At 46.5% G+C, this 22,674-nt stretch carries 20 protein-coding genes; 10 read left to right on the top strand and 10 right to left on the bottom strand.

The annotated features are described in order from the left end of the window. Positions 1 to 143 precede the first annotated feature (143 nt). The gene (locus tag K1X61_10435) at positions 144 to 2,807 is read right to left on the bottom strand and encodes a hypothetical protein (protein MBX7109052.1); all 2,664 of its coding nucleotides are present in this window, start codon (positions 2,805 to 2,807) and stop codon (positions 144 to 146) included. Between the two features lie 265 nt (positions 2,808 to 3,072). Here K1X61_10435 and K1X61_10430 point away from each other — a divergent pair, with 265 nt between their 5' ends. After that, positions 3,073 to 3,597 (top strand): transposase, encoded by a 525-nt coding sequence (locus K1X61_10430; GenBank protein MBX7109051.1) that lies wholly within the window; start codon positions 3,073 to 3,075, stop codon positions 3,595 to 3,597. Here K1X61_10430 and K1X61_10425 read toward each other — a convergent pair. After that, complete coding sequence (locus tag K1X61_10425; protein MBX7109050.1) at positions 3,569 to 3,853, bottom strand: hypothetical protein; 285 nt, start codon at positions 3,851 to 3,853, stop codon at positions 3,569 to 3,571. The genes K1X61_10430 and K1X61_10425 overlap by 29 nt on opposite strands. Positions 3,854 to 3,994: 141 nt before the next feature. On the opposite strand from K1X61_10425, the gene K1X61_10420 reads away from it, so the two are divergent. The 9 genes from K1X61_10420 to atpG all read left to right on the top strand — a co-directional run bounded on the left by K1X61_10420 (position 3,995) and on the right by atpG (position 15,690). Beyond that, a complete protein-coding gene (locus tag K1X61_10420; GenBank protein ID MBX7109049.1) occupies positions 3,995 to 6,982 on the top strand; it encodes a T9SS type A sorting domain-containing protein in 2,988 nt (995 codons plus the stop codon). Positions 6,983 to 7,844: 862 nt separating this feature from the next. Further along, on the top strand, positions 7,845 to 8,369 hold the full coding sequence (locus tag K1X61_10415; GenBank protein MBX7109048.1) for a transposase: 525 nt from the start codon (positions 7,845 to 7,847) through the stop codon (positions 8,367 to 8,369). A gap of 397 nt (positions 8,370 to 8,766) precedes the next feature. After that, complete coding sequence (locus K1X61_10410) at positions 8,767 to 10,362, top strand: T9SS type A sorting domain-containing protein (GenBank protein ID MBX7109047.1); 1,596 nt, start codon at positions 8,767 to 8,769, stop codon at positions 10,360 to 10,362. A 124-nt stretch (positions 10,363 to 10,486) separates the two neighbouring features. Further along, positions 10,487 to 11,626, top strand: a complete 1,140-nt coding sequence (gene atpB / locus K1X61_10405; GenBank protein MBX7109046.1) for a F0F1 ATP synthase subunit A — start codon at positions 10,487 to 10,489, stop codon at positions 11,624 to 11,626. Positions 11,627 to 11,710: 84 nt separating this feature from the next. Further along, positions 11,711 to 11,914 carry a F0F1 ATP synthase subunit C gene (gene atpE, locus K1X61_10400; GenBank protein ID MBX7109045.1) on the top strand — a complete coding sequence of 68 codons (204 nt, stop codon included), beginning with the start codon at positions 11,711 to 11,713 and terminating at the stop codon, positions 11,912 to 11,914. 151 nt (positions 11,915 to 12,065) lie between these two features. Next, complete coding sequence (gene atpF, locus K1X61_10395) at positions 12,066 to 12,569, top strand: F0F1 ATP synthase subunit B (GenBank protein MBX7109044.1); 504 nt, start codon at positions 12,066 to 12,068, stop codon at positions 12,567 to 12,569. A gap of 7 nt (positions 12,570 to 12,576) precedes the next feature. After that, complete coding sequence (atpH, locus tag K1X61_10390) at positions 12,577 to 13,137, top strand: ATP synthase F1 subunit delta (GenBank protein MBX7109043.1); 561 nt, start codon at positions 12,577 to 12,579, stop codon at positions 13,135 to 13,137. Between the two features lie 22 nt (positions 13,138 to 13,159). Then, entirely contained in the window at positions 13,160 to 14,767 is a 1,608-nt protein-coding gene (gene atpA / locus K1X61_10385) for a F0F1 ATP synthase subunit alpha (GenBank protein ID MBX7109042.1), read from the top strand. A 44-nt stretch (positions 14,768 to 14,811) separates the two neighbouring features. Next, positions 14,812 to 15,690 (top strand): ATP synthase F1 subunit gamma, encoded by an 879-nt coding sequence (gene atpG, locus K1X61_10380; protein ID MBX7109041.1) that lies wholly within the window; start codon positions 14,812 to 14,814, stop codon positions 15,688 to 15,690. Positions 15,691 to 15,879: 189 nt separating this feature from the next. Here the strand turns inward: atpG and hypA are convergent, their stop codons facing one another. The 8 genes from hypA to K1X61_10340 all read right to left on the bottom strand — a co-directional run bounded on the left by hypA (position 15,880) and on the right by K1X61_10340 (position 22,556). Then, positions 15,880 to 16,224 carry a hydrogenase maturation nickel metallochaperone HypA gene (gene hypA / locus K1X61_10375; protein MBX7109040.1) on the bottom strand — a complete coding sequence of 115 codons (345 nt, stop codon included), beginning with the start codon at positions 16,222 to 16,224 and terminating at the stop codon, positions 15,880 to 15,882. A gap of 116 nt (positions 16,225 to 16,340) precedes the next feature. Next, the gene (locus K1X61_10370) at positions 16,341 to 16,796 is read right to left on the bottom strand and encodes a 4Fe-4S binding protein (protein MBX7109039.1); all 456 of its coding nucleotides are present in this window, start codon (positions 16,794 to 16,796) and stop codon (positions 16,341 to 16,343) included. Between the two features lie 46 nt (positions 16,797 to 16,842). Then, on the bottom strand, positions 16,843 to 17,931 hold the full coding sequence (locus K1X61_10365; GenBank protein MBX7109038.1) for a nickel-dependent hydrogenase large subunit: 1,089 nt from the start codon (positions 17,929 to 17,931) through the stop codon (positions 16,843 to 16,845). 2 nt (positions 17,932 to 17,933) lie between these two features. Next, a complete protein-coding gene (locus K1X61_10360) occupies positions 17,934 to 18,275 on the bottom strand; it encodes an NADH-quinone oxidoreductase subunit C (GenBank protein MBX7109037.1) in 342 nt (113 codons plus the stop codon). Between the two features lie 3 nt (positions 18,276 to 18,278). After that, complete coding sequence (locus tag K1X61_10355; protein MBX7109036.1) at positions 18,279 to 18,800, bottom strand: NADH-quinone oxidoreductase subunit B family protein; 522 nt, start codon at positions 18,798 to 18,800, stop codon at positions 18,279 to 18,281. Continuing rightward, positions 18,797 to 19,636, bottom strand: a complete 840-nt coding sequence (locus tag K1X61_10350) for an NADH-quinone oxidoreductase subunit H (GenBank protein MBX7109035.1) — start codon at positions 19,634 to 19,636, stop codon at positions 18,797 to 18,799. Before K1X61_10350 ends, K1X61_10355 begins: the two co-directional genes overlap by 4 nt. Before the next feature lie 12 nt (positions 19,637 to 19,648). Further along, positions 19,649 to 21,514 carry a hypothetical protein gene (locus K1X61_10345; protein MBX7109034.1) on the bottom strand — a complete coding sequence of 622 codons (1,866 nt, stop codon included), beginning with the start codon at positions 21,512 to 21,514 and terminating at the stop codon, positions 19,649 to 19,651. Between the two features lie 409 nt (positions 21,515 to 21,923). Then, positions 21,924 to 22,556, bottom strand: a complete 633-nt coding sequence (locus K1X61_10340; GenBank protein MBX7109033.1) for a hypothetical protein — start codon at positions 22,554 to 22,556, stop codon at positions 21,924 to 21,926. Between the last annotated feature and the right edge of the window lie 118 nt (positions 22,557 to 22,674).

Below are 22,674 nucleotides of genomic sequence, written 5' to 3'. Positions count from 1 at the left end.
AAACGCATTCTCAAACTTGCCGTTAGAATCGAAAAACGACCCTGGATGGAGGGATTACTGAAATTAGTCCGTGATGTGGGAATGCCGTTATCTCTTAAAACTTAATTCCTACTGCAAAATCCGGGTTCAACCGGCAAGCTGTATCAGTTTCTCGGATCAACACCTGCAGCAGCTTCCATAAGCACCGCATGTTGCTGTTCACCCTGGACCTCGGCAGACTGAATCACCGGGGCATCAACGGTCACCGTGGCCGCTGCCGTTACCGGCTCTGTTGCAGCAACGGTTGTTACCGACGCCAACGGCCCGCCGTGTGACGGGAACCTCTCGTCAGCAAAATTTCCATAGTAGTCGTTGGCGCGGTTGGCAGTCACACTCCATGTGAAAAAAACAGCCGATTTTCCACCCTGCAATTCTATCACGTCAAAACCACTTGCATCTTTATTGGTTACGTACACTCCGTTGCAGTCACCTTCCAGTTGCACGAATACACGCAGCGGATGCTTTTCGTCAACGGTGATATTCTTTGAAAATACAGGGTCGAGGCTGATGTGCGCCTTACCGCTTTGCAATTGTCCCGATCCGTAATCCATAAAAAGGTTTTCCGGTGCTTCTGGCGCGGAAAGCAGAACATATTTGTCCTGCAGATCCTTTACCACGGTATTCACTGTACCGTTGCCAACAATCTTCCGCGGAACACCTGCACCTTCTTCCGTTGCAACGTAAGCATAACTCAACTCTGCCCCTGAGCCACTCTGGAAATAGCCACCCGCCCTTGAAGGCGCTCCCGTGCTTCCATTTGTGTTGCTGGAAGCATAGGCAGTGACGCCATACGTGGTGCCGTTGGCATTCACGCCTGATCCGGCAGCAGGAAAAGTGAAGGTGGTGACATTATTTCCCGCGCCCATCAGTCCGATGCCGTTGGAGGCGGTGCTGGCAAAGCCAAATGCGCCAAGTGTTGTTCCGTTGAAGGCACCGCCGGAGCCTGCCGTTGTTGTAGTGAGCGTTGTTATATTATTGCCGAGGCCGGTTACGCCAATGCCGCTTGCCGCTGTAGATGAGATGCCGTAAGCACCATACGCAGTACCATTAAACACTCCGCCTGCACCGGAGGCAGGAGCTGTTAATGTGGTGATGTTGTTGCCAAGGCCTGCTACGCCGACACCACTTGCGGCAGTTTTTGCAATGGAATAAGAGCCGTATGCATTTCCGTTAAAGGCTGCACCGGCGCCGCTGGCCGGTGAAGTAAGTGTGGTAACATTATTGCCTAATCCAACGATACCGATTCCGCTGGCAGCCGTAGTTGCCAGTGCATAGGCGCCAATGCCGGTGCCGTTGAAGGCGCCGCCGGCCCCTGTTCCCGGCACCGTGTAAGCAGTCACGTTATTTCCCAGGCCGATGATGCCAATGCCACTGGCCACCGTTTTACCAATGGCGAAAACACCCATGGCATTACCATTGAAGGCACCACCGGCGCCTGCTGCAGGCGTGGTGAATGTGCCCAGGTTGTTACCCACGCCGAGGGCGCCGATACCGGAAGCAGCAGTAGTGGCAAATTGAAATGCACCTACGCCCGTTCCATTAAAAGCGCCACCTGAGCCAGTGGTTAAGGTGGTGAAAGTGCCCAGGTTATTTCCAATACCCAACAGGCCCGTTCCGGATGCAGCTGTGGTGGCAATGGATAATGCGCCATAGCCTGTTCCGTTAAATGCACCGCCGCTGCCTGCCGTCAGTGTTAAGAATGTGGACAGGTTGTTGCCGGCGCTTAATATGCCTGTTCCCGAAGCGGCTGTCTTTGCTATGGTGAAAGTGCCTACGCCTGCGCCGTTAAAGGCACCGCCGCTGCCTGCCGTGAGATAGGTGCCGGCCACGTTACTGCCAATGCCTAAAACACCGGTTCCGCTAGTGTTTGTATTTGAACCCAGTACACCAAATCCGGCCGACTGCGCGGTGGAACCACTTGCTCCGTTTCCTGTTCCCGTGCCGGAGGCAGTGAGATTGGCCGCCACCATAGCCGATGAAGTGCCGATGGCATTGGTGAACCTGCCGCCATTGGCCACTGATGAATAACCATAGACACCGGAACCCGTTCCGCCTGTTGTGGATCCTACGATGGCACCGGAAGTGCCGCTTGTTACAGATGCATAGAGGCCGGCATTGGTAACTGTTGTGCTGCTGAGAGTAATGGTACCGACGTATCCCAGGTAAGTATCCGTTCCAACAGTTCCGCTCGCATGAACAGCTTTGCTGCCGGTTGCAGCATTCGTCGTGCTGACACGGAGGGCGGTGGTTTGTGCTGCATCCGTGATGTAAACTCTTTCCGTGAGCGACGGCGTGGCATTGATTCCGATATTACCGCCAGCCGCAACACGCAAGCGCTCCGCGGCGGTGGTCTTGATGATCCAGTCCACGGCATCGGTGGTGCCGATGAAATTGGTAGCAGCCGAAGTACTTCCATTGCCCGTCAGTGACCAGTTGGTGGCTGCGGCGGCCGACCAGGCCGGAATGCCCGAAGCATTAATGGTGAGCAGTTGTCCGCTTGTTCCGTTAGGCATCGATTTAAACTCCCCGTTGGAGTTTACAAACACCATCTTATCGGTGGTTGCTGCCGGCGCGGTGATATGCGTGCCGCCCAGCACACTGCTTAATCCTTCCAGGCGTATGGTGCTCGACGTTCCGCCGATGTGCAACTTTGCCAGCGGACTGGCTACAGCAATTCCCACATTCTGAGCATGGAGTGAAGGCGCCGATAAAAAAAAGACAAGCGACCATACAGCGCAGTAACGAAGAGATGAGTTGGTGTTTTTCATCGCAACAGATTTATGAATTCCAAATTTAATCAAATAAAGGAAGGGAGTGATATAAGATGGAGGCGTGGTTAAGTGTAAGCATCCGGCGAACTCCATTTGGCGCAAGCGTCCGCTTGTGCCATCCATCTAAAAGCGTCCGCTTTCAGAGTTTTTTAATCCCGGATGCTATAAATTATAAGTCTATGCTATGCAAATATCTCTATCTTTAAGTTGTATAAGTATTTATCCTATGAGCCGAAAATATTAATTCCGGGATAATAGCAAGTTGTATTTCGTAAGCTTTGCTGTCATCAACTGGATTGATGTCTTTATTCGCAATGAGTATAAAGAAATTTTATTGGGTAGTTTACGGTATTGCCAGAAGCATAAAGAGTTGGAACTGTATGCCTGGTGCTTAATGACCAGCCATGTTCATTTGATCATGGGGAGCCGTGGAAATCCAATGCACAATATTCTGCGTGATTTTAAAAGTTATACCTCCACCCAATTGAGGGCAACGATTAGCCAGCATCAACAGGAAAGCCGAAAGGAATGGATGTTATGGATGATGGAAAGAGCCGGAAAGAAAAATCCGAATAACAGGGATTTTCAATTCTGGCAACAGAACAATGAACCGATAGAATTAAACACGAATGCGCTCTTAAATAATACGCTTCATTATACGCACTACAATCCTGTTGAATCCGGGTTTGTCAGTAAACCCGAAGATTGGATTTATAGCAGTGCAAGAGATTATGCCGGTGAAAAAGGACCGCTGGATCTTATTTTGTTGGATTATTATATTTCGTAAGCGGACGCTTACTGATAGCAGGCACAAGCGGACGCTTGCGCCAAACGGAGAACCTGCCTTCAGTACATTGATAAGGTGCAAAATTGAATTCTTTTTGAGAAATAAGATTACCATTTATGTCTAACTTCATTATCCAGGTAGTTTCATTGAATATATTCTGATCTTTTAATCCTGATGCAATAATATGGTTCTCTGCATCTTCAAAAATCTCAACACCCAAATCATAAAGCCCACCTCCGTATGTGATAGCAGGCACAAGCGGACGCTTGCGCCAAACGGAGAGATAATTTGAACAATTGGTTGCAAACGCATTAATAAATTGCCAAATAAGTCATTATCTTTCGAGATCGATATAGTTTACACCAAGTTCTTAGGATCTCAATTAAATATTTTCAAAATGAAAAAACTACTTCTACTAATTGTTAACAGCCTAATGCTGATTACTTACTCGAGTTTGGCCCAGCTTCCACCAAGATGTAGCACAATGGAATACTTACAAATGTTTATTGAAAAAGATCCATCACTTCAGCAGAAACTCGATGAAAATGAAAGTAAGCTTCAGCAATGGATATTTGATCATCAAAATATTACTACAAGAGATGTTATTACAATTCCAGTAGTTGTACATGTGGTATACAAGACTGAGGAGGAGAATATTACTGACGTACAAATTCAATCACAAATTGATGTTTTGAATGAAGATTTTTCACACACAAACTTAGACGCTTATAAAACTCCTTTAGTTTGGCAAACTATTGCTGCGAATACCAACATTCAATTTTGCTTAGCCAAGCGTGATCCTTTTGGTAACTCTACGTCGGGGATTACAAGATCTCAAACAACTTTGTCTGAATTTACAAAAGAATTGAATAATGTTAAGAGCTCAAGTGATGGAGGAAAAGATGCATGGCCAACTTCTGACTATTTAAACATTTGGGTTTGTAATTTAGAAGAACCACTTGCAGGATATGCTCAATTTCCTGATTTATTAGGCTCTCAACCTTTAACTGATGGTGTAGTAGTTGACTATAAATGTTTCGGCAGAACCGGCAATCTTTATGATTATACTAATAAGGGCAGAACTACAACACACGAAGTGGGGCATTGGTTAAATCTGATACACATTTGGGGGGATGATCAAGATTTATTCGTTAGTTGTGTGAAAGGAGATAAAGTGGGTGATACTCCAAATCAAGATACGATGACATACTTTTATCAAAGTTTCCCTCTTACCGATATTTGTTCCCCGGAATCTCCTGGCATAATGTTTATGAATTATATGGACTACACTCCAGACACTATACGGAACATGTTTACTAATAAACAAGCAGAAAGAATGACCGCAACCCTAAACACCACCCGTTTAAGTTTGCAAAGTTCAATGGGTTGTGTTGAAGTGCCACCCGTTAATTCTTCGATTGTTTGGCAGAAGAGTTACGGTGGTAGCAATGATGATTGGATTTCTTCTATTAAACAAACATCTGACGGGGGTTATGCTGGAGTAGGCTATTCTAATTCTGTTAATGGGGATATCTCTGACCACAGAGGCGGAACAGATCTTTGGATGTTAAGATTAAATATAAATGGAGAGTTGTTATGGCAAAAATCAGTAGGAGGATATGGAGATGAATATAGTGGATACGATAAAGCGATTGATCAAACTAGTGATGGTGGATTTATCATTGCGGGATCTTCAAACTCTAATGACAGTTACATTTCTGGCAATCATGGAGCAAGTGATTACTTGATTATTAAAATGGATGAGAGTGGTGAAATAGAGTGGCAGAAATGTCTTGGAGGATCAGGCTATGATGGAGCAAACGCCATTGTACAAACATCTGATGGTGGTTATATAGTTGCAGGATATTCAAACTCAAACGATGGTGATGTTTCTGGTAATCATTCGGGTTACGATTACTGGATTGTAAAATTAGATGCATTTGGCAATTTAGTATGGCAAAAATCCTTAGGAGGCTATGGAGAAGATATTGCAAGTTCAATTGATCAAACTTCTGATGGGGGATATATCGTTGCAGGACATTCCTGGTCGAATGCCGGAGGAGATATCACCGGAAATCATGGAGGAACAGATTATTGGATAGTAAAATTGAGTACGGACGGCAATCTCATATGGCAAAAGTCTTTAGGCGGCAGTGCTAATGATGTTTGTTTTTCGATTGAAGATGCAGACGATGGTGGATTTCTCATGGCGGGTTTCTCTGCATCAAACAATAATGATGTGTCAGGTAATCATGGGGGTGGAGATTATTGGATCGTAAAATTAAATATGGATGGTGCTTTAGTCTGGGAAAAAACTTTAGGAGGGAGTAGCCAAGAAAACGCTTTCTCAATAAAGAAGTCACATGATGGTATAGGCTATCTAGTTGGTGGAACAGCGTACTCAAATGATGGTGATGTTTCTGGAAACTTTAGCGAACCACCCAACTCTTGGATTATTAAAATAGATTTAAGTGGAAATTTAATATGGCAAAAGTCTTTTGGTGGTAACCTAGATGATGCAGTGTGGTCAATTGAGCCACTAAATGATGGTGGATTTGTTGTAGGGGGATACTCAAATTCAAATGACGGTGATGTTTCTGGAAATCATGGAGGCTACGATTATTGGATAGCAAACATTTCGGAAAGTGATTGTGAAAATAATTTCTTCATTAATATACTTGATGGTTCAGACACCTTTTGCACAGGAAGCAGTGCAATTTTAAAAATGCCTATACCTAATGTTTCATATCAATGGTTAAAGAACGGGGTGATTATTGCCGGAGCAACACAAGAAACGTACAATGTCACCAAAACCGGAGATTATTCCTGTATTGGTTCAAACTCAATTTGCTCAGGCACATCCAATATCATTCACATCACTGTCAATAAAAATCCCTCTGCCAGTATTTCTCCAAGCGGAACCGTAACAATGTGTGCAGGAAATTCAACTGTTCTAACTGCATCTTCAACTTCAACTGATGTTACCTACCAATGGTACAAGGGCAATAATCCAATTGCAGGAGCTACAAATGCTACCTACTCTGCTACCAAAGATGCAAAGTATAAGTGTAAGATCACAAAAACATCTACCGGCTGCAGTGCCTACACAAATAAAACAACTGTTAGCATTACCTGCCGAGTAGGAAACGAAAGTATTTTAGCTCTTTATCCCAATCCGGCTAAAGATAAAATTACAATGGAGCTCAACTATATTGAGAATGTCAGTATTCAGATTACCGATATTACTGGCAAACAACTCCAAAAAATTGAGGCAACAGATTTAACAATTGAGTTTTCCGTTGCGGATCTGGCTCAGGGTTTATATTTTGTAAATGTGATAGAAGATAATAAATTGCTTCAAGTGAAAAAGCTTGTGAAACAGTAAGGTTTCAGTAAAGGATTGCAATGAAAATATGAGTCATAAACTATTCGCTTGAACATTGAATTAATGGGTGTTCGGCTTACAATTATCAAGCCTTCACGAACACTATTGTCTTTTTCGCGGCAACCCTTATGAAATATGTAAATGTATTGATATCTTGTTGGTTACATACCAGTCATTTAAAACATCTTTTACATGAAAACATCAATTCTACTTGTAGGGAGCATTTTCGCGCTTTCTTATTCAGGTTTAGCACAAACTCACCATAGATGCGGTACTGCTGAATATATGCAAATGATGCTTGATCAAGATTCTTCGTAAGCATCCGGCCAACCACGTATTTTCCGATTAAAATAAGCTCATCAGATTTGCGCAAAACATTTTCATGCGCAATTTATCGGAAAAATATTTTCCCATTGTAGAAAGATTTCACCACAGCAATCTTAGTACGAAGGTTTTCAGTGAACGTAACGGGATCAAAAAAAGCACCCTGGAATACTGGAAGAATAAGTACCGCGACAAAGGAGCTTGAACTTTTAAATAAAATCCAATTGGTTGAAATGCTAGCTGAGAGGTTTTTGAATAAAGGAGCAAGGGGTTCTAATAAGAAAAGGAAAGGGAGTAAATAGAAAAAGCAATCGGATCATAACTCTGGATTCGGTTGTTTAATGTGTTACCATCACCTTCTCGCTCCATTTGGCGCAAGCGTCCGCTTGTGCCATCCATCTAAAAGCGTTCGCTTTCAGAGTTTTTTAATCCCGGATGCTATAAATTATAAGTCTATGCTATGCAAATATCTCTATCTTTAAGTTGTATAAGTATTTATCCTATGAGCCGAAAATATTAATTCCGGGATAATAGCAAGTTGTATTTCGTAAGCTTTGCTGTCATCAACTGGATTGATGTCTTTATTCGCAATGAGTATAAAGAAATTTTATTGGGTAGTTTACGGTATTGCCAGAAGCATAAAGAGTTGGAACTGTATGCCTGGTGCTTAATGACCAGCCATGTTCATTTGATCATGGGGAGCCGTGGAAATCCAATGCACAATATTCTGCGTGATTTTAAAAGTTATACCTCCACCCAATTGAGGGCAACGATTAGCCAGCATCAACAGGAAAGCCGAAAGGAATGGATGTTATGGATGATGGAAAGAGCCGGAAAGAAAAATCCGAATAACAGGGATTTTCAATTCTGGCAACAGAACAATGAACCGATAGAATTAAACACGAATGCGCTCTTAAATAATACGCTTCATTATACGCACTACAATCCTGTTGAATCCGGGTTTGTCAGTAAACCCGAAGATTGGATTTATAGCAGTGCAAGAGATTATGCCGGTGAAAAAGGACCGCTGGATCTTATTTTGTTGGATTATTATATTTCGTAAGCGGACGCTTACTGATAGCAGGCACAAGCGGACGCTTGCGCCAAACGGAGAAATAATTTTAATAGCGGCAGAGGAGTAAATTCAGGATTCCGGAACAGCGTGCATCGCAATTCTTCATGTGAGACATTAAATACCACAACGTCTCCATTACCTTACAATTATATTGATTTAGTCGTTGTGCGTAGTAATCTCCTTGCAACGCAAAATTCCCTAGTAAAATAACCTCCCGTCAATCCGGAAGCCCGAACCGGCAAGCCCTGCGACGTGGCACATTTCCATTCTATTTTTTTTCTATATTAGTTGCCCTGTAAGCTTCTGTTTGCACGGTGCGGATTCTTCTTTTCAAAACATCCTGCCCATTGTGAGAATAAAATGGCTCCTGCGCTTATTCATCTTTATGCTCTGCTGTTTCCACGCAGCGGCACAGGACCTCCTCTACCTCGATGGTAGCGGTGCAACGCCGAATCTTACGATACAAAACGGTGCGAAGGTGTATGTGCAGGGCGGCTTCACCGCCAATGCCGGCAATACGCAGGCCGATATCAGCGGTGAACTTCATCTTACCGACGGCATAAGCTCCTCATCCTCCGCATTCAAGGATAATACGGCTGCCGGCTGTATCATGGCAGGCAGCATGGGAACGGTTTTCCTGGAAAGCAGCCAGCTCCAGAATGTGAGCGCCGCCAACACCGTTTTTTATGATCTGTATGTCAACAACAGCAGTGTAAATACGGACGGTGTGCGCATGCTCAGCGATATCAGTGTTGCACATCAGTTGACCTTTCAGGATGGGCTGATGTATGCCAATGCGAAAACCCTGCTGATCACCGCCACAGCAGCAAGTGCCGTTACGTTTGCCGCGCCGAATAACAGCCACTATACGCAAAGCTGGCTGGCTGCGCTGTATCCTTCCGGCAGCCTGCATCGTGAAGTGGTAAACAGCAATACCGTCTATGCCTTCCCGGTAGGCAATACCACGCAGGCACAACTGCTGGAGGTGACGCCGGTTGCTGTGTTGGGCATATCACGCATTAGCGCTTCCTGGGAAAATACGGTGACGGGAACTTCCCCAGTATCTATTGCCGAATGTGGCACCTCGTATATGCTGGTAAGCAGTGGCGGCGAATGGCATCTGCGGCCGGCCAACGGAGGTGTACCCGGCACAGGCAGTTTCTCCGGCGGACAAATGACGGTCAGCGGCTACAACCTGTCGGCTTTCCCGGGCCTGATCGACAACCAGTTTGCATTGCTTTCCCGGCCGGAGGGCAGCACTTCGGCTGCGGCCTGGACGATACCATCGCCATCCTGCACATCGCTGGCACCGTATAATGCCGCCGGCAGAACCGTTGCCTCCGACTATGCCACACGCATCAATCTAACAGCATGGAACGACAACCTGAGCCAGTTGGGCATGGGAACCACCAATATTCCGTTGCCGATCGAACTGCTCTCCCTGCTTGCATGGAATGCAGGACCGGTGAACGAGCTTTCGTGGATCACTGCGTCAGAAATCAATAGTGATCAGTTTGGCATTGAGCGAAGCAGTGACGGGAAAAGTTTTGAGTGGATTGGCACGGAAAAAGCCGCGGGCACCTCGTTTAAATCACTGCAATATTTCTACACGGATCATTCTCCGCTTTCCGGCCTGAACTATTACCGGCTGAAGATGATGGATAAGGATGCATCCTTCACCTATTCAAATGTAGCAATCGTTGACCGGCAACCGGAAAGCGTTGCCGGAGTTATCATCTATCCAAATCCGGGCACTGGTGACATCACCCTGCAGGTTACATCGCAACAGGATGAAACAGCGGAAGTCAGGCTGACCGATGCACTCGGCCGCCTGCTGAATACGATGACGGTTCACCTGCACAGCGGCATCAACCGGTTGGTGTTGCCAACGGCACAGCTGTCAGCGGCTGTGTATTATGTGCAGGTGATTGACGGCAGGGATGATGCTTCCGGCATTATTAAGTTTTTGAAAGCAGATTGAAAAGACTGCTTACTATCATTGTCTGCTAAGCAACTCCAATAAATTTACCGTCAAACCTTATTTTTTCAAACTCCCTTGTATATCTTTGCACCGCCATTTGGCAAACCCCCTTAGTTTTCCCGTAATGTCACGTCGAGTTGTTCATAAGTTGCTGTTGTCCATCGTGTTAGTGATTGGTTTTACTGCCAGCCTGTTGGCTGAAGCGCCTGCAGCACCTGCTTCAGCATCACATGAAGAAGCCACCGTTGCAACATCCGCAACGGAAGGCCATGAAGCAGCTGAAAGCGCTGCTGAAGAAGGTTTTAATCCGGGAAAGGTTATCATCGAGCATATCAGCGACAGCCATGAGTGGCATTTCTTCTCGTTTAAAAAATCAGACGGTTCAGCGTTCGATGCCGTAATTAATCTGCCGGTGCTGCTTTTTTCTCCTTCCAAAGGGCTGAGCCTGTTTTCATACGCCCGTTTTGAGCATGGCCATGCCGCATACAAAGGGTATAAATCAGAAGAAGGTGTTATCACCGCTACGGACGGCAGCCCGGTTTATGATCTTTCCTTCACCAGGAATGTGATACAGATGATGATCGGCGTTGGGCTGATGCTTTTGATTTTCCTCTCCGTAGCCCGTAATTTCAGGAAATATGGAACGAAAGCACCGAGGGGCCTGCACTCTGTGGTAGAGGTCTTGGTGATATTCATCCGCGATCAGGTGGCCAAACCGCTGTTAGGTGAAAAGGCCGGTAAGTACCTGCCCTACCTACTTACCTTATTCTTCTTTATCTGGATCAACAACCTGCTGGGACTTTTCCCCGGCGCTGCGAATGTAACCGGCAACATAGCCGTAACCATGACGCTGGCGGTATTCACGTTCATACTGATGATGGTTGGCTCGAGTCGCAATTACTGGTCACACATGGCTGCACCTCCCGGCGTTCCCGGTGCCGTGTTGCCTATCCTGGTGCCGATTGAATTCATCAGCAATCTTGTGGTGAAGCCTTTCGCATTAATGATCCGGTTGTTCGCGAATATGCTGGCCGGCCACCTCATAGTGCTGTCTTTCCTGATGCTGATCTTCATCTTTTCGGCCATGAGCATCTTTGCCGGCCTTGGTGCCTCGGTTTTCTCGGTGGCCTTCGCCATATTCATTTACCTGCTCGAATTGCTGGTGTGTGCCCTGCAGGCATACATCTTTACCATATTAACTGCCCTGTTCATCAGCGAAGCCATTGCTACCGGCGGGCACGATCACAAAGAATCTCATCATTAACATTTTTTTCAACTCAATTAAACTCAATTAACTATGATGCATTTACTGAGCATTCTCTTTTTAGCGCTTGACGGATACGCACAAATGGGTGCCGGTATCGGAGCAGGTCTTGCTGCCATCGGCGCAGGTATTGGTGTAGGTTTGATCGGTGCCAACGCGCTGCAATCCATTGCCCGTCAACCGGAAGCCACCAACGACATCCGTACCAATATGTTTATCACCGCCGCTTTGGTGGAAGGGGTAGCATTGTTCGGTATCGTTGTGTGCGTTCTGATCCTTTTCCTCTAAGCTATCCGTTTAAATCCGGCATCACCGGAAAGCAACATGGCATCAGGCACAACCTGTTGTTTGACCTGTTGACGCTTTCCTTCACCGCCCGGATTTATGGTTGCTTACCGGTTAAGCAAATTATTTCAGCACAAACAGAAACAGCATACACATGCAACTCTTACAACCTTCCCTGGGACTGATCTTCTGGACAGCAGTCATTTTCCTGCTCGTACTTTTCATCCTTAAAAAATATGCGTGGAAACCGATCCTGCAAGCTCTCGACGACCGTGAACACACGATAGATGATGCCTTGAAAACGGCGGAGCGTACCAAGCAGGAAATGCTCGGCATGAAAAGCGAACATGAAGCCATGCTGCAACAGGCAAAACAGGAACGTATTCAGATTCTGAAAGAGGCCAAGGAGGTGAAGGAGCAGATTATCGGCGAAGCAAGGGAAAAAGCGAAGGAGGAAGCCGCCAAAATCATGGAGGAAACCCGCCGCGACATTGAAAACCGCCGCAAAGAGGCCATCATTGATGTGAAGAATCAGATTGGCAATATGGTGGTGGATGTTGCAGAGAAAGTGCTGCGCCGCGAGCTGAGTAATAAGAGTGAACAGGAAGCCTATGTGAGCCGCCTTGCCAATGACTTAACTTCCCCACAGAATAATTAACCTGTCTATGCGTAACCCACGAGTAGCATTCCGATACGCCAAAGCCCTGGTTGATTATGCCCTGGAAGGTAATCAGCTCGACCTCGTAAAAAAGGATGTCGACCTGCTGCGTGCCACCTCCACTCCTGAATTGAATGCGACCATCTCGTCGCCGGTGATCAGCGGAGACCGGAAAGCAAAAGTTTTCTCCGCCGTATTCCACGGCAGGGTGAGCAAGATCACGGAAGATTTTTTCTACCTGTTGTTCAAGAAAAACCGTGAATTCGTTTTGCGGGATATCGGCGAAGCATTCGACAAGCAATACAATATCATTAAGGGTATCGTGGTGGTTAAACTCACCTCCGCCATTGAACTCAGCCCTGCACTGCATGATGATATATTCAACCGGGTTTCAGCATTGCCGAGGTTCCACGATAAGACACTGCAGTTGCATGTGAAGATCGACCCGGAAATCATCGGCGGATTCATCCTCGAGTTAAATGATAATAAGTTTGATGCGAGCATCCGCCACGACCTGCATTTCATCAAGCAGGAGTTCATCAGTAACCTTTACGAAATGAAGTATTAACGATAATAAATTTTAAAGCATTATGACAGACATCAGACCGGAAGAAATCTCCGCCATTCTTCGTGAACAACTGAGCGGTTTTAATACTTCCGCACAGCTGGAAGAAGTGGGTACTGTATTGCAGATCGGCGACGGTATTGCCCGCGTGTACGGACTTACCAACGTGCAGGCAGGTGAGTTGGTGCAGTTTGAAGAAGGTACCCGCGCCATTGTATTGAACCTGGAAGAAGACAATGTAGGTATCGTATTGATGGGAAGCGGTGAAACAATCAAAGAAGGCGATACGGTTCGCCGTACGGGAAAAATCGCTTCCATCGGTGTTGGTGAGGGGATGGTGGGCCGCGTGGTAAATACCCTGGGCGATCCGCTGGACGGCAAGGGACCTATTGAGGGCACGCTGTATGAAATGCCGATTGAAAGAAAAGCACCGGGCGTTTTGTTCCGGCAGCCGGTGAAGGAACCACTGCAGACAGGTTTGAAAGCTATTGACGCCATGATACCGATTGGCCGCGGACAGCGTGAGCTTATCATCGGCGACCGGCAGACCGGTAAAACGGCCATTGCTATTGATACCATTATCAATCAGCGTGAGTTTTATGACCGCGGAGAACCGGTGTACTGCATCTATGTAGGAATCGGGCAGAAGGCCTCCACCGTAGCCAACGTGGCGAAAGTGCTCGAAGAAAGAGGCGCACTCGCCTATACAGTAATCGTTGCCGCATCCGCTTCAGATCCTGCACCGTTGCAGTTCTATGCACCGTTTGCAGGCTGTTGTATCGGTGAATATTTCCGTGATACGGGCAGGGCTGCTTTGATTATCTACGACGATTTAAGTAAACAGGCTGTTGCCTACCGTGAAGTTTCGCTGTTGCTGCGCCGTCCGCCGGGCCGCGAAGCATATCCGGGCGATATCTTCTACCTGCATTCCCGTTTGCTGGAACGTGCCGCTAAGATTATTGAGTCGGATGACGTGGCAAAAGACATGAATGACCTGCCGGAATCAATCCGCTCCATGGTAAAAGGTGGTGGCTCACTTACGGCATTGCCGATTATTGAGACACAGGCCGGTGACGTTTCCGCCTATATTCCAACCAACGTAATCTCTATCACTGACGGACAGATCTTCCTCGAGTCGAACCTCTTCAACTCCGGTGTGCGGCCTGCCATCAACGTAGGTATTTCAGTAAGCCGTGTGGGTGGTAATGCACAGATTAAATCAATGAAAAAAATTGCCGGTACGCTGAAGCTGGATCAGGCGCAATACCGTGAGCTGGAAGCATTCTCCAAATTCGGAGGCGACCTGGATGCCGCCACCAAGGCGGTTATTGACAAAGGCGCCCGCAACGTGGAAGTGCTGAAGCAAAAGCAGTTCGCACCGATGTCTGTTGAAAAACAAATTGCCATCATCTACCTCGGAACACAAGGCCTGCTCGGCAATATTCCGGTGAAGCGTGTGAAAGAATTTGAAGAAGCCTTCCTCGCGCTGCTCGAATCACATCATAAAGAAGTGCTGGAGGATTTCCGCAAAGGAAACCTGAGCGATACCAGCATTGCCACCATCAAGAAGGCAGCGAAGGATGTGGAAGTGGCCTATATCGAAAACAAACCCGGTACCATAAAAGCAAAATAACCCGCGAAAGGAAATTCATTTTCCGGCAGTCAACCATTTAACAAATGTCAGGTCAGCTTAAAGAAGTCAGGAACCGGATCAAAAGCGTACAGAATACGCAGCAGATCACCAAAGCCATGAAGATGGTGAGTGCTGCCAAACTGCGTAAGGCAACGGACCGCATCATTCAGATGCGCCCCTATGCCAACAAGCTCCAGGAGCTGATGAGTAACATCGCCTCTGATCCGGGTGTGATGATTGCCATGGCACAGGAACGCGAGATCAAAAATGTTTTACTGGTGGTGGTGACATCGGATCGGGGGCTTGCAGGCGGATTTAATTCATCCACGATCAAGCTGGCACTGCAGACTATTCATGAAAAATATGCGGAGCAGGCAAAGGCCGGTCGCATAACGGTGCTGCCGGTAGGTAAAAAAGCCAATGATGCCTTTAAGAAACAGCCCTACAAGATCAATTCAGATTATGCCCTGATGTTTTCAACGCTCGACTTTGAACATGCATCGGCGGCCGCTGAGTGGCTCATGGCGGCGTTTAAAAACAATGAATATGATATGATTGAGATTGTCTATTCTCAATTCAAGAATGCCGCTACACAGATTTTCCAGGTGGAACGTTTTCTGCCGGTGGCAAAAGCAACAAAAGGAAAAGGTACATCATCGGTTAACTTCATATTTGAACCTGACCAGGAAGAACTGGTGAATGAACTGATCCCGAAAATCCTGAAGACACAATTCTTTAAAGTATTGCTCGACAGCAATGCCTCTGAACACGGTGCCCGTATGACGGCGATGGATAAGGCAACAGACAATGCAAAAGAGCTGTTGAAAGACCTTGGCATCAAATACAACCGCGCGCGGCAGGCTGCCATCACTACAGAGCTCACGGAAATTGTCAGTGGCGCCGCAGCATTAACCGGCAATTAGAAGTTATCACAAAATACCTGGAGTCATCCTGTCTCGATTGATCGGGATCAGTATCTCTTTCATTCATTGACAGATGCCGAAATAAATCCGGCATGACCGCATTGATTGCCTGTTTTGAGATAGCTTCTGATTTTCACCACTTCATTTCGGAAAGATCTGGTAACCGGTAATATCACGATACGGATGCAATTATTCCTCTACCGTAAGGCTGATCACTTTCAACTCCTTTCCTTTCTGAATCCGGATAGCATTACTGCCGCATTGCGGGCAAGCACTGCTGTATCCCTCAATTGCAAAAACCAACGCGCATTGCAGGCAAGCTGCTTCGCCCGGAATAATTTCAATATTCAATACCGCATGCTTTAGCAACGTATCCTCCCGTATCACTGAAAAGGCAAATGTCAGTGCATCTGTTTCAATGCCGCTTAATGCACCTATCTGCAGGTTCACAGCCGAAACAGTACCGTCATTCGCAGCCGGCGCTGCCTTTTCAGCAATGGAGAGAACAGAGTTTGCTATGGATAGTTCATGCATAAAAGCTTTGTAAATTTTGCAGGGAAGGAAACAGTTGATGCTTCCCCTGCGGGTATTGTGCATCAAGCATTAAACCACGGTAAAAAAATGACCTCAGCATAATTACGTAATTCAAATTAATCCGTGGACTTGCTTTCATTTTCTTCCTTTGGTGCGGCAGTCTTTGTTGCAGCACGTCTTTTCTTTTCCGCTGCATAAGCGGCACGGCTTTCAATGGCTTCATCAAACAAGGCATTCCATCCGTTATTGATGTTCTCCTCTTTCACAGCCCATTTTGCCGGCTGCCCGGTTTGATATATGGCACCTTCTTTCGGACAGGCACGCACACATTCTCCGCAATAGATGCAGACGGCCCTGTTAAAATGATAGGTTTGTTTTCCCTCCAGGTCCTGTGAAAATACGATTGCGCCCGGCGGACAAACCATTTCGCAGCGGCGGCACCAGATGCAGAGATTTTCATCAAAACCAATCATGCCACGGTAATCATCAGGAATAAATGTTTTCTCCGCAGGATACCTGGTGGTTACCGGCTTTCTGAAGATGTTCATCAATGATTTAAAAAATGTGTTCATTTACCAGGTTCTTTTCAATCATTCACGATGCTTGTCGGGCAGCAGGTCATCTTGCAGTGCATGACAGGCAGGGATCATAAGATGCGATGATGGCAGGTGCACTGCCGTATTCATTTCCATTGAGAGCTTCCACCATGGCTGCCACATTGGAAAATGTTGGTGCTTTTATTTTCAGTCTTTCCAGGAACTGTGTCTTATTTCCTTTAGCGTAATAAAAAAGTTCGCCGCGCGGTGCTTCAATCCGCACGACTGCTTCACCGTCAGGAAATGCTTTCGTCTCCGTTACCAGCGCCGATTCCGGCAAGCCACGGATGATGTTTTCGATGATACGTTTTGAAATGTATATTTCGCGAAGCCTTACAATATTCCTTGCATACGCATCGCCGGATGATTCCGTTACCATTTCAAATCCCACTTCTTTCCAGGGCAACAACGCTTCCGTTTCATTGCGCACATCCACACCCAGGCCGGCAGCGCGTGCGAAGGGGCCAACCACATTCAGCCGCAAGGCATCTGCCTTTGTGATGGCTCCTGCATTCTTGTTTTTCAGTGAGAATGTCCAGCTATTCGAATAGATATCCAACAGTTCATCCAGTTGCGGGAGGAAGTTATTCAGCCGCTTTAAGATGATTTGTGCCACCTCCGGTTTCAGGTCGCGGGAGACACCACCCACAATGGAAAAGTCATATTGAATGCGGTTGCCGCAAACTGCTTCAAGCAATTCCATGGCAAACTCACGGTACTGCATTGTCTTCATGAACAGTGCTTCGTAGCCTGAATTCTCCGCCACATGACTCAGGCACAGCAGGTGAGAGTGAATGCGATCGAGTTCGATCACCAGCATACGGAGATATTTTGCACGCTTCGGCACCTCGATCTTTACCAGTTGTTCGGCCACCTGTGCATAGGCCGTTGAATGGGAGATGGAACACAAGCCACACACTCTTCCTACCACAAAGCTTACCTGCCTGAATTTGAATTTCGAACAACAGGCTGCCTCTATTCCACGGTGTACATAAAACAGGTTTGCTTCCGTGGCAATGATCTTTTCATTCTCGGTAGTGAATTTAAAATGCAGGGGCTCCAGCAACGAAACATGTTGTGCACCCAATGGTATTTCATATTGCCTGCCCATAATTATTTTTTCTTTCTTAATGGTCCGCTTTCACTATCCGGTTCCAGCACAAATCCCTGCTGCACCTGCTCAATCCTTATATTCATAAGATCTGCCAGCTCTGATTCCGCTACCCATGCAGAGGCAACGATGTCACGGACTGTTGGAATCGTACTATCCGCTGGAATGATGACATAAAAAACAGTAATGTCGCATGGTAAAGCATAATCGCAGAAGAACCACTGCACTTCAAGCTGCCCGCCAAGATCCACGGCATTCATTACCATAAAATGATGCAGTTCCGGCTGGTAAAATGTCCGGATATCGGTCTTTACAGTGTCGAGTGTGGTTACAATTTTTTTCATGGCTTAAGCCGTTTGCATGATTTTTCCAGCCACCTTTCTCCTGTTAAGCTGCGCGCCATCCATGACCGGTTGATTCCGCAATCGCACAGATGATTCCATGGCTGTTGTTTTTTGCTCAAGAATGGCCAGCGCCTGCACCACGCCGTCAATAATCTGTTCAGGTCTTGTGCCGCAACCACATACATACACATCCACAGGAATGAACTGATCTACGCCGCCTTCGCAGTTATACATGCCTCTGAACACACCACCAGTGCAGGCACAGGCACCGCAACTGATCACCACTTTAGGTTCCGGCATCTGCGCGTAAATTTCCACCAGCCGCTCGCGCGACCGTTTGGTAACGGGCCCGGTCACCAGCAGTATATCCGACTGTTTGGGATTGCCGGTATTGATGACGCCAAACCGTTCTATATCGTATTTAGGCGCAAGGCATGCAAGAATTTCAATATCACAGCCATTGCATCCGCCGGCATTGTAGTGCAGGATCCATGGAGATTTTTTTCTGAAGGCAGCAAGTTTCATGGTATCACAACGAGGATTAAATTAATGAAAGCAATGGAGAAAGCCACTGCCAGCGAGAAGCGAAGCATCTGCCGGTAATTCACTCTTGCTGTTGAATTGTCTAATGCATTGAGGTAAAGGAAAACGAAACTAATCAGGGTGATTCCCAACCATACATTATTCGCCGCAAAAAGATAAACCAATGTATAGCAGAAGACAGTGTCAAGCCATTTGGCAGTAAACACCGATTCATAGAACAGCCCCGAAAATTCAATGTCAACACCGCCGGTGATTTCCTGGTGCGCTTCGGCTACATCAAAGGGAGATTTTTTCAGCTTAACAGGCAGAATCAATAACAGTGCGATAAAGGCAAGCGGCATTTTAAACAGCAGCGGTTCCGGGTAACTGTAAACGGATGCAGCAGTAAAACTTCCTGTCAGCATAAAAACGGTGACGGCTATCACAATCAGCACCGGTTCATATGCGAGTACACTGACTGCCATGCGGCTGGCACCGAGATGACTGAAGATAGATCGTGTGCTGAAGCCTGCCATAATCAGTAAGGCCGTTGACAAGAGGTGAAGGAATATCACCAGGATCAAATCACCACCGAGCAGGAGGATGGCCACAGCGATCCATAAAGAAATAAAATGCATGATACCCAGAAAAGCATGCGCGGAATGCACTATCATTTGTCTTTTACCTGCCAGCTTAAGAAAATCATAGAAGGGTTGCAACAACGGCGGGCCTACCCTCCGCTGCATGCGAGCCCTGATGATCCGTTCCAGTCCATTGATCAGTCCGCCGATCAGCGGTGCCAGTGCGATAAGAAAAAACCGGATCAATAGATCATTCATGACAATGCATTTTTACATCAGCGCAACAATGATGAGCACGACAAAAAACATTATACCGGTAACGGAAAAGAATGCCGAAGCCTTTTCGGTGGTAAAATAGAAGGATGAGAAGGAATAGTTTACATCTTCGCCACACATGTATTCCTTCACCCTGTCTGCATGACGGAACCGGACAAAAAATGCAGCGGCAACAGAGCCGGGCAACAGCAAAAAGGTCAGCAGCAGCGGCAGCAACGGTAAGGTAATGTTACCCAGCTGCAGGTTCCATCCATGAAAGACAGCCACAACCGGTTGCCCGGAAATTTGTGCTGATGCCGGTACCAATCCATGCATCATAATCAGTGGAAGGCATACTGCACTGATGATCGTCAGTAACAGCAGGAACCATGTGGTAGAGCTGTAGATAAATCCTGTATGTTCGATCCTTATTTTATCCTTTTCACCGCTGCGCGCAATCAACAAACCCATCACTTTAAAATAAAGCAATGACAATACAGCGCCGCCACTGGCCACTGCCACGATGATGACAGCACCGAATATGCCGCTGTTTAAAGCAAAATCACCCAGCGTTTCAATACTCAGCCATTTGCCCATGAAGGCGCCAAACGGCGGCAACAACAACGACATAAAACCGATGGTAATAACCAGTGCTGTGAACGGGCCTGATTCAGCCAGCTTGTCCATGTCTGAAGACTGCCTGATGTGAAATACTCTTTCCAGGATGCCTGCATTCAGGAACAACATACTCTTGGAGATACCGTGAAACATCATGAGTGTTAATGCGGCTATGATGGTAACCGGTGAACCGACGGCAGCCATCATCATCATCAAGGCAAGTAAGGCGATGGTGGAATGCGCCAGTATTCTTTTGAAGTTATCCTGCGAGAGCGCTTCAATGCCGGCTGCCACAAATACGAATGCTGTCAGTGCCATAACAACCATCGCAACCGGCGTGTCTCTTAATACCGGCGAAAGCCTGAGTAACATGAACGGTGCAATCTTTACCATGGTGCTGGAATGCAGCAAAGCACTTACGGGAGTAGGTGCCACCATGGCACCGAGCAACCATTTGCTGAAAGGCATCTGTGCGCCTTTCACCAGCGCCGCAACCGTTAAGAGGGCAACGGGCAGCATGATGTCATCGTCCGCAGCATGGGCCAGCAGATTGGTGAAGGTGACGGCACCTATCGCATTTCGGGTCATGAAAAAGACCGATGCCAGGATCGCCAGTCCTCCCACCTGATTCATCCACAAGGCCGTGTAAGCATTGGTGACGGACACCTCATCCTTTCTGAATCCGATAAACAGGAAAGACGCCAGCGTGGTGAGTTCAAAAAACAAAAAGAAATATTCGAGGTTATCGGCTGCAACAGCCAGGTTCATGACTGCAATAAACCAGCACATCACCGAGAGAAAAAATTTCTTTCTGAATGGACTGCAATGCTCTCCGGCAATATACCGGATTGAATACACCGCAATCACGCCACTGATAATATTGATCAGCAGAAACATAAAGATGCTCAGCCGGTCTATCATAAACTGATCAGCGTTTTCAGCAGGTAAAATACCGATGAGATAAAGCAGTGTGGCCAGCTGCAGTAAGCTCAGCAGCAACACCCACAGGCTCTTTCTGCGCAGGCCCATCCACCCGAAATACAGTAACAGCAGCACATCGGCGGCAGTCACCATTTGATCAAACAACGCAGGCACAGAGAAGAAATAAGGTTCCCGCACATTTAAAAACAGGTACACTGCAAAAAATGCAAGCAGTAATGAGGTGAACACAACAAGCATCGAGGTGAAGCGGAGCGGAAGGATCAACAACAAACCGCTGACAAGCAAAGGAATCAGGAACAGACTATTTAGAACCGTTTGCATAACAAAGTTCTGTTGATTCAAAGCGAGGCAATACTATTGCAGGAATGAAGGTTGATAAATGATGGAGGTCACCACGAAACATGACATATATCATGTGATTATGTTATCCGTATTCCTGCAGAAAAGTAAGTTGCTGAATTGCTGCAACCACTATTGCAATACAGGATTTGGTTTTGGGAGCAATAGTATGCAACGCCCGGCGGATTGTTGAGCTGATGCGGTTGACAGTATTGTATTGAAGCTGTCCTGATTACAAATTACAACTGCGTTAGGCGAAGACCAAAAGCAACAAGGGGTTTGTTTCTTTCCGATGAAAAGGAAATGAATACAAACCCCTTGCATTGCTTTGGCTGCAAGCAGGACTTTGTACAATTAAATGACAGGCATTGGCTTTACAGTCCCTGATAACTTATTCTCCCAATGCCGTTTTCAATTTGGCGAGGTCAAGCTTTGTGGCAAAGGCAATCTCATCCTGTTCAGTGGCAAAGCCATCTGCCTTGATGGTAATCAATGTCTGGCTGAGCGGAATCTGAATTTCACTCGAGCGGATTTTTTTACTGTTACCGGCATCATCATACACATCATCCGTTTCAGATTTCAGGATGGCCCGCTGCGTACCGATTCGGATACTTTTATAATCCTGCCCCATCATGCTGGGATTGCTGAGGTACATGTTCATGCTGGCCAGCAAAGGTGAATTGGCAAGAATCTGCACTTCTGCATTATTGTCACGGTTCGACGGATGTTTATACTTCTGCGAAATCGTTAACCCGCCGCCGATTATTCCCATAGCGCCGGTACTGATGTCAGCATCTCCATCTTTTTTCAGTCCATTAACATCTTCCGGCAACGACTTCGCAATATCCTTCGCTATCAAAGTATTGAGGTCGTTAATAGCATCCTGGAGGCTGAGTTGTGCCTGTTTGTAATCCTTTTGGGCAAGATAACCCTGTGCTTCTTTGATAAATGTTTCCGCCTGGCTCTGGCCAAACAAGTTAAAGCTCAACAGGCATGCGAAAAGAAAAATAACATTTGCTTTCATTTTGATTGTTGATTTTTAATGCATGAAAAGAAATACAATTTTTAGACCTGACTATTGCTGACATTATTCATTACTGGTGAGTAACATCATTAACAGACATTTGCGTCAATCAAAATTA

It is taken from the genome of Chitinophagales bacterium (assembly GCA_019694975.1).
Classification (GTDB): domain Bacteria; phylum Bacteroidota; class Bacteroidia; order Chitinophagales; family UBA10324; genus JACCZZ01.
This window is presented reverse-complemented; position numbering and strand designations above follow the sequence as displayed.

What these genes read in the sequence shown, in the direction of transcription:
- atpG (MBX7109041.1), top strand. Translation starts at nt 14,812, where the DNA reads ATGTCAGGTCAGCTTAAAGAAGTCAGGAACCGGATCAAAAGCGTACAG.
- atpH (MBX7109043.1), top strand. Translation starts at nt 12,577, where the DNA reads ATGCGTAACCCACGAGTAGCATTCCGATACGCCAAAGCCCTGGTTGAT.
- K1X61_10355 (MBX7109036.1), bottom strand. Translation starts at nt 18,800, where the DNA reads ATGAAACTTGCTGCCTTCAGAAAAAAATCTCCATGGATCCTGCACTAC.
- atpE (MBX7109045.1), top strand. Translation starts at nt 11,711, where the DNA reads ATGGGTGCCGGTATCGGAGCAGGTCTTGCTGCCATCGGCGCAGGTATT.
- K1X61_10350 (MBX7109035.1), bottom strand. Translation starts at nt 19,636, where the DNA reads ATGAATGATCTATTGATCCGGTTTTTTCTTATCGCACTGGCACCGCTG.
- K1X61_10435 (MBX7109052.1), bottom strand. Translation starts at nt 2,807, where the DNA reads ATGAAAAACACCAACTCATCTCTTCGTTACTGCGCTGTATGGTCGCTT.
- atpB (MBX7109046.1), top strand. Translation starts at nt 10,487, where the DNA reads ATGTCACGTCGAGTTGTTCATAAGTTGCTGTTGTCCATCGTGTTAGTG.
- K1X61_10360 (MBX7109037.1), bottom strand. Translation starts at nt 18,275, where the DNA reads ATGAAAAAAATTGTAACCACACTCGACACTGTAAAGACCGATATCCGG.
- atpA (MBX7109042.1), top strand. Translation starts at nt 13,160, where the DNA reads ATGACAGACATCAGACCGGAAGAAATCTCCGCCATTCTTCGTGAACAA.
- K1X61_10365 (MBX7109038.1), bottom strand. Translation starts at nt 17,931, where the DNA reads ATGGGCAGGCAATATGAAATACCATTGGGTGCACAACATGTTTCGTTG.
- K1X61_10345 (MBX7109034.1), bottom strand. Translation starts at nt 21,514, where the DNA reads ATGCAAACGGTTCTAAATAGTCTGTTCCTGATTCCTTTGCTTGTCAGC.
- K1X61_10420 (MBX7109049.1), top strand. Translation starts at nt 3,995, where the DNA reads ATGAAAAAACTACTTCTACTAATTGTTAACAGCCTAATGCTGATTACT.
- atpF (MBX7109044.1), top strand. Translation starts at nt 12,066, where the DNA reads ATGCAACTCTTACAACCTTCCCTGGGACTGATCTTCTGGACAGCAGTC.
- hypA (MBX7109040.1), bottom strand. Translation starts at nt 16,224, where the DNA reads ATGCATGAACTATCCATAGCAAACTCTGTTCTCTCCATTGCTGAAAAG.
- K1X61_10410 (MBX7109047.1), top strand. Translation starts at nt 8,767, where the DNA reads ATGCTCTGCTGTTTCCACGCAGCGGCACAGGACCTCCTCTACCTCGAT.
- K1X61_10370 (MBX7109039.1), bottom strand. Translation starts at nt 16,796, where the DNA reads ATGAACACATTTTTTAAATCATTGATGAACATCTTCAGAAAGCCGGTA.
- K1X61_10340 (MBX7109033.1), bottom strand. Translation starts at nt 22,556, where the DNA reads ATGAAAGCAAATGTTATTTTTCTTTTCGCATGCCTGTTGAGCTTTAAC.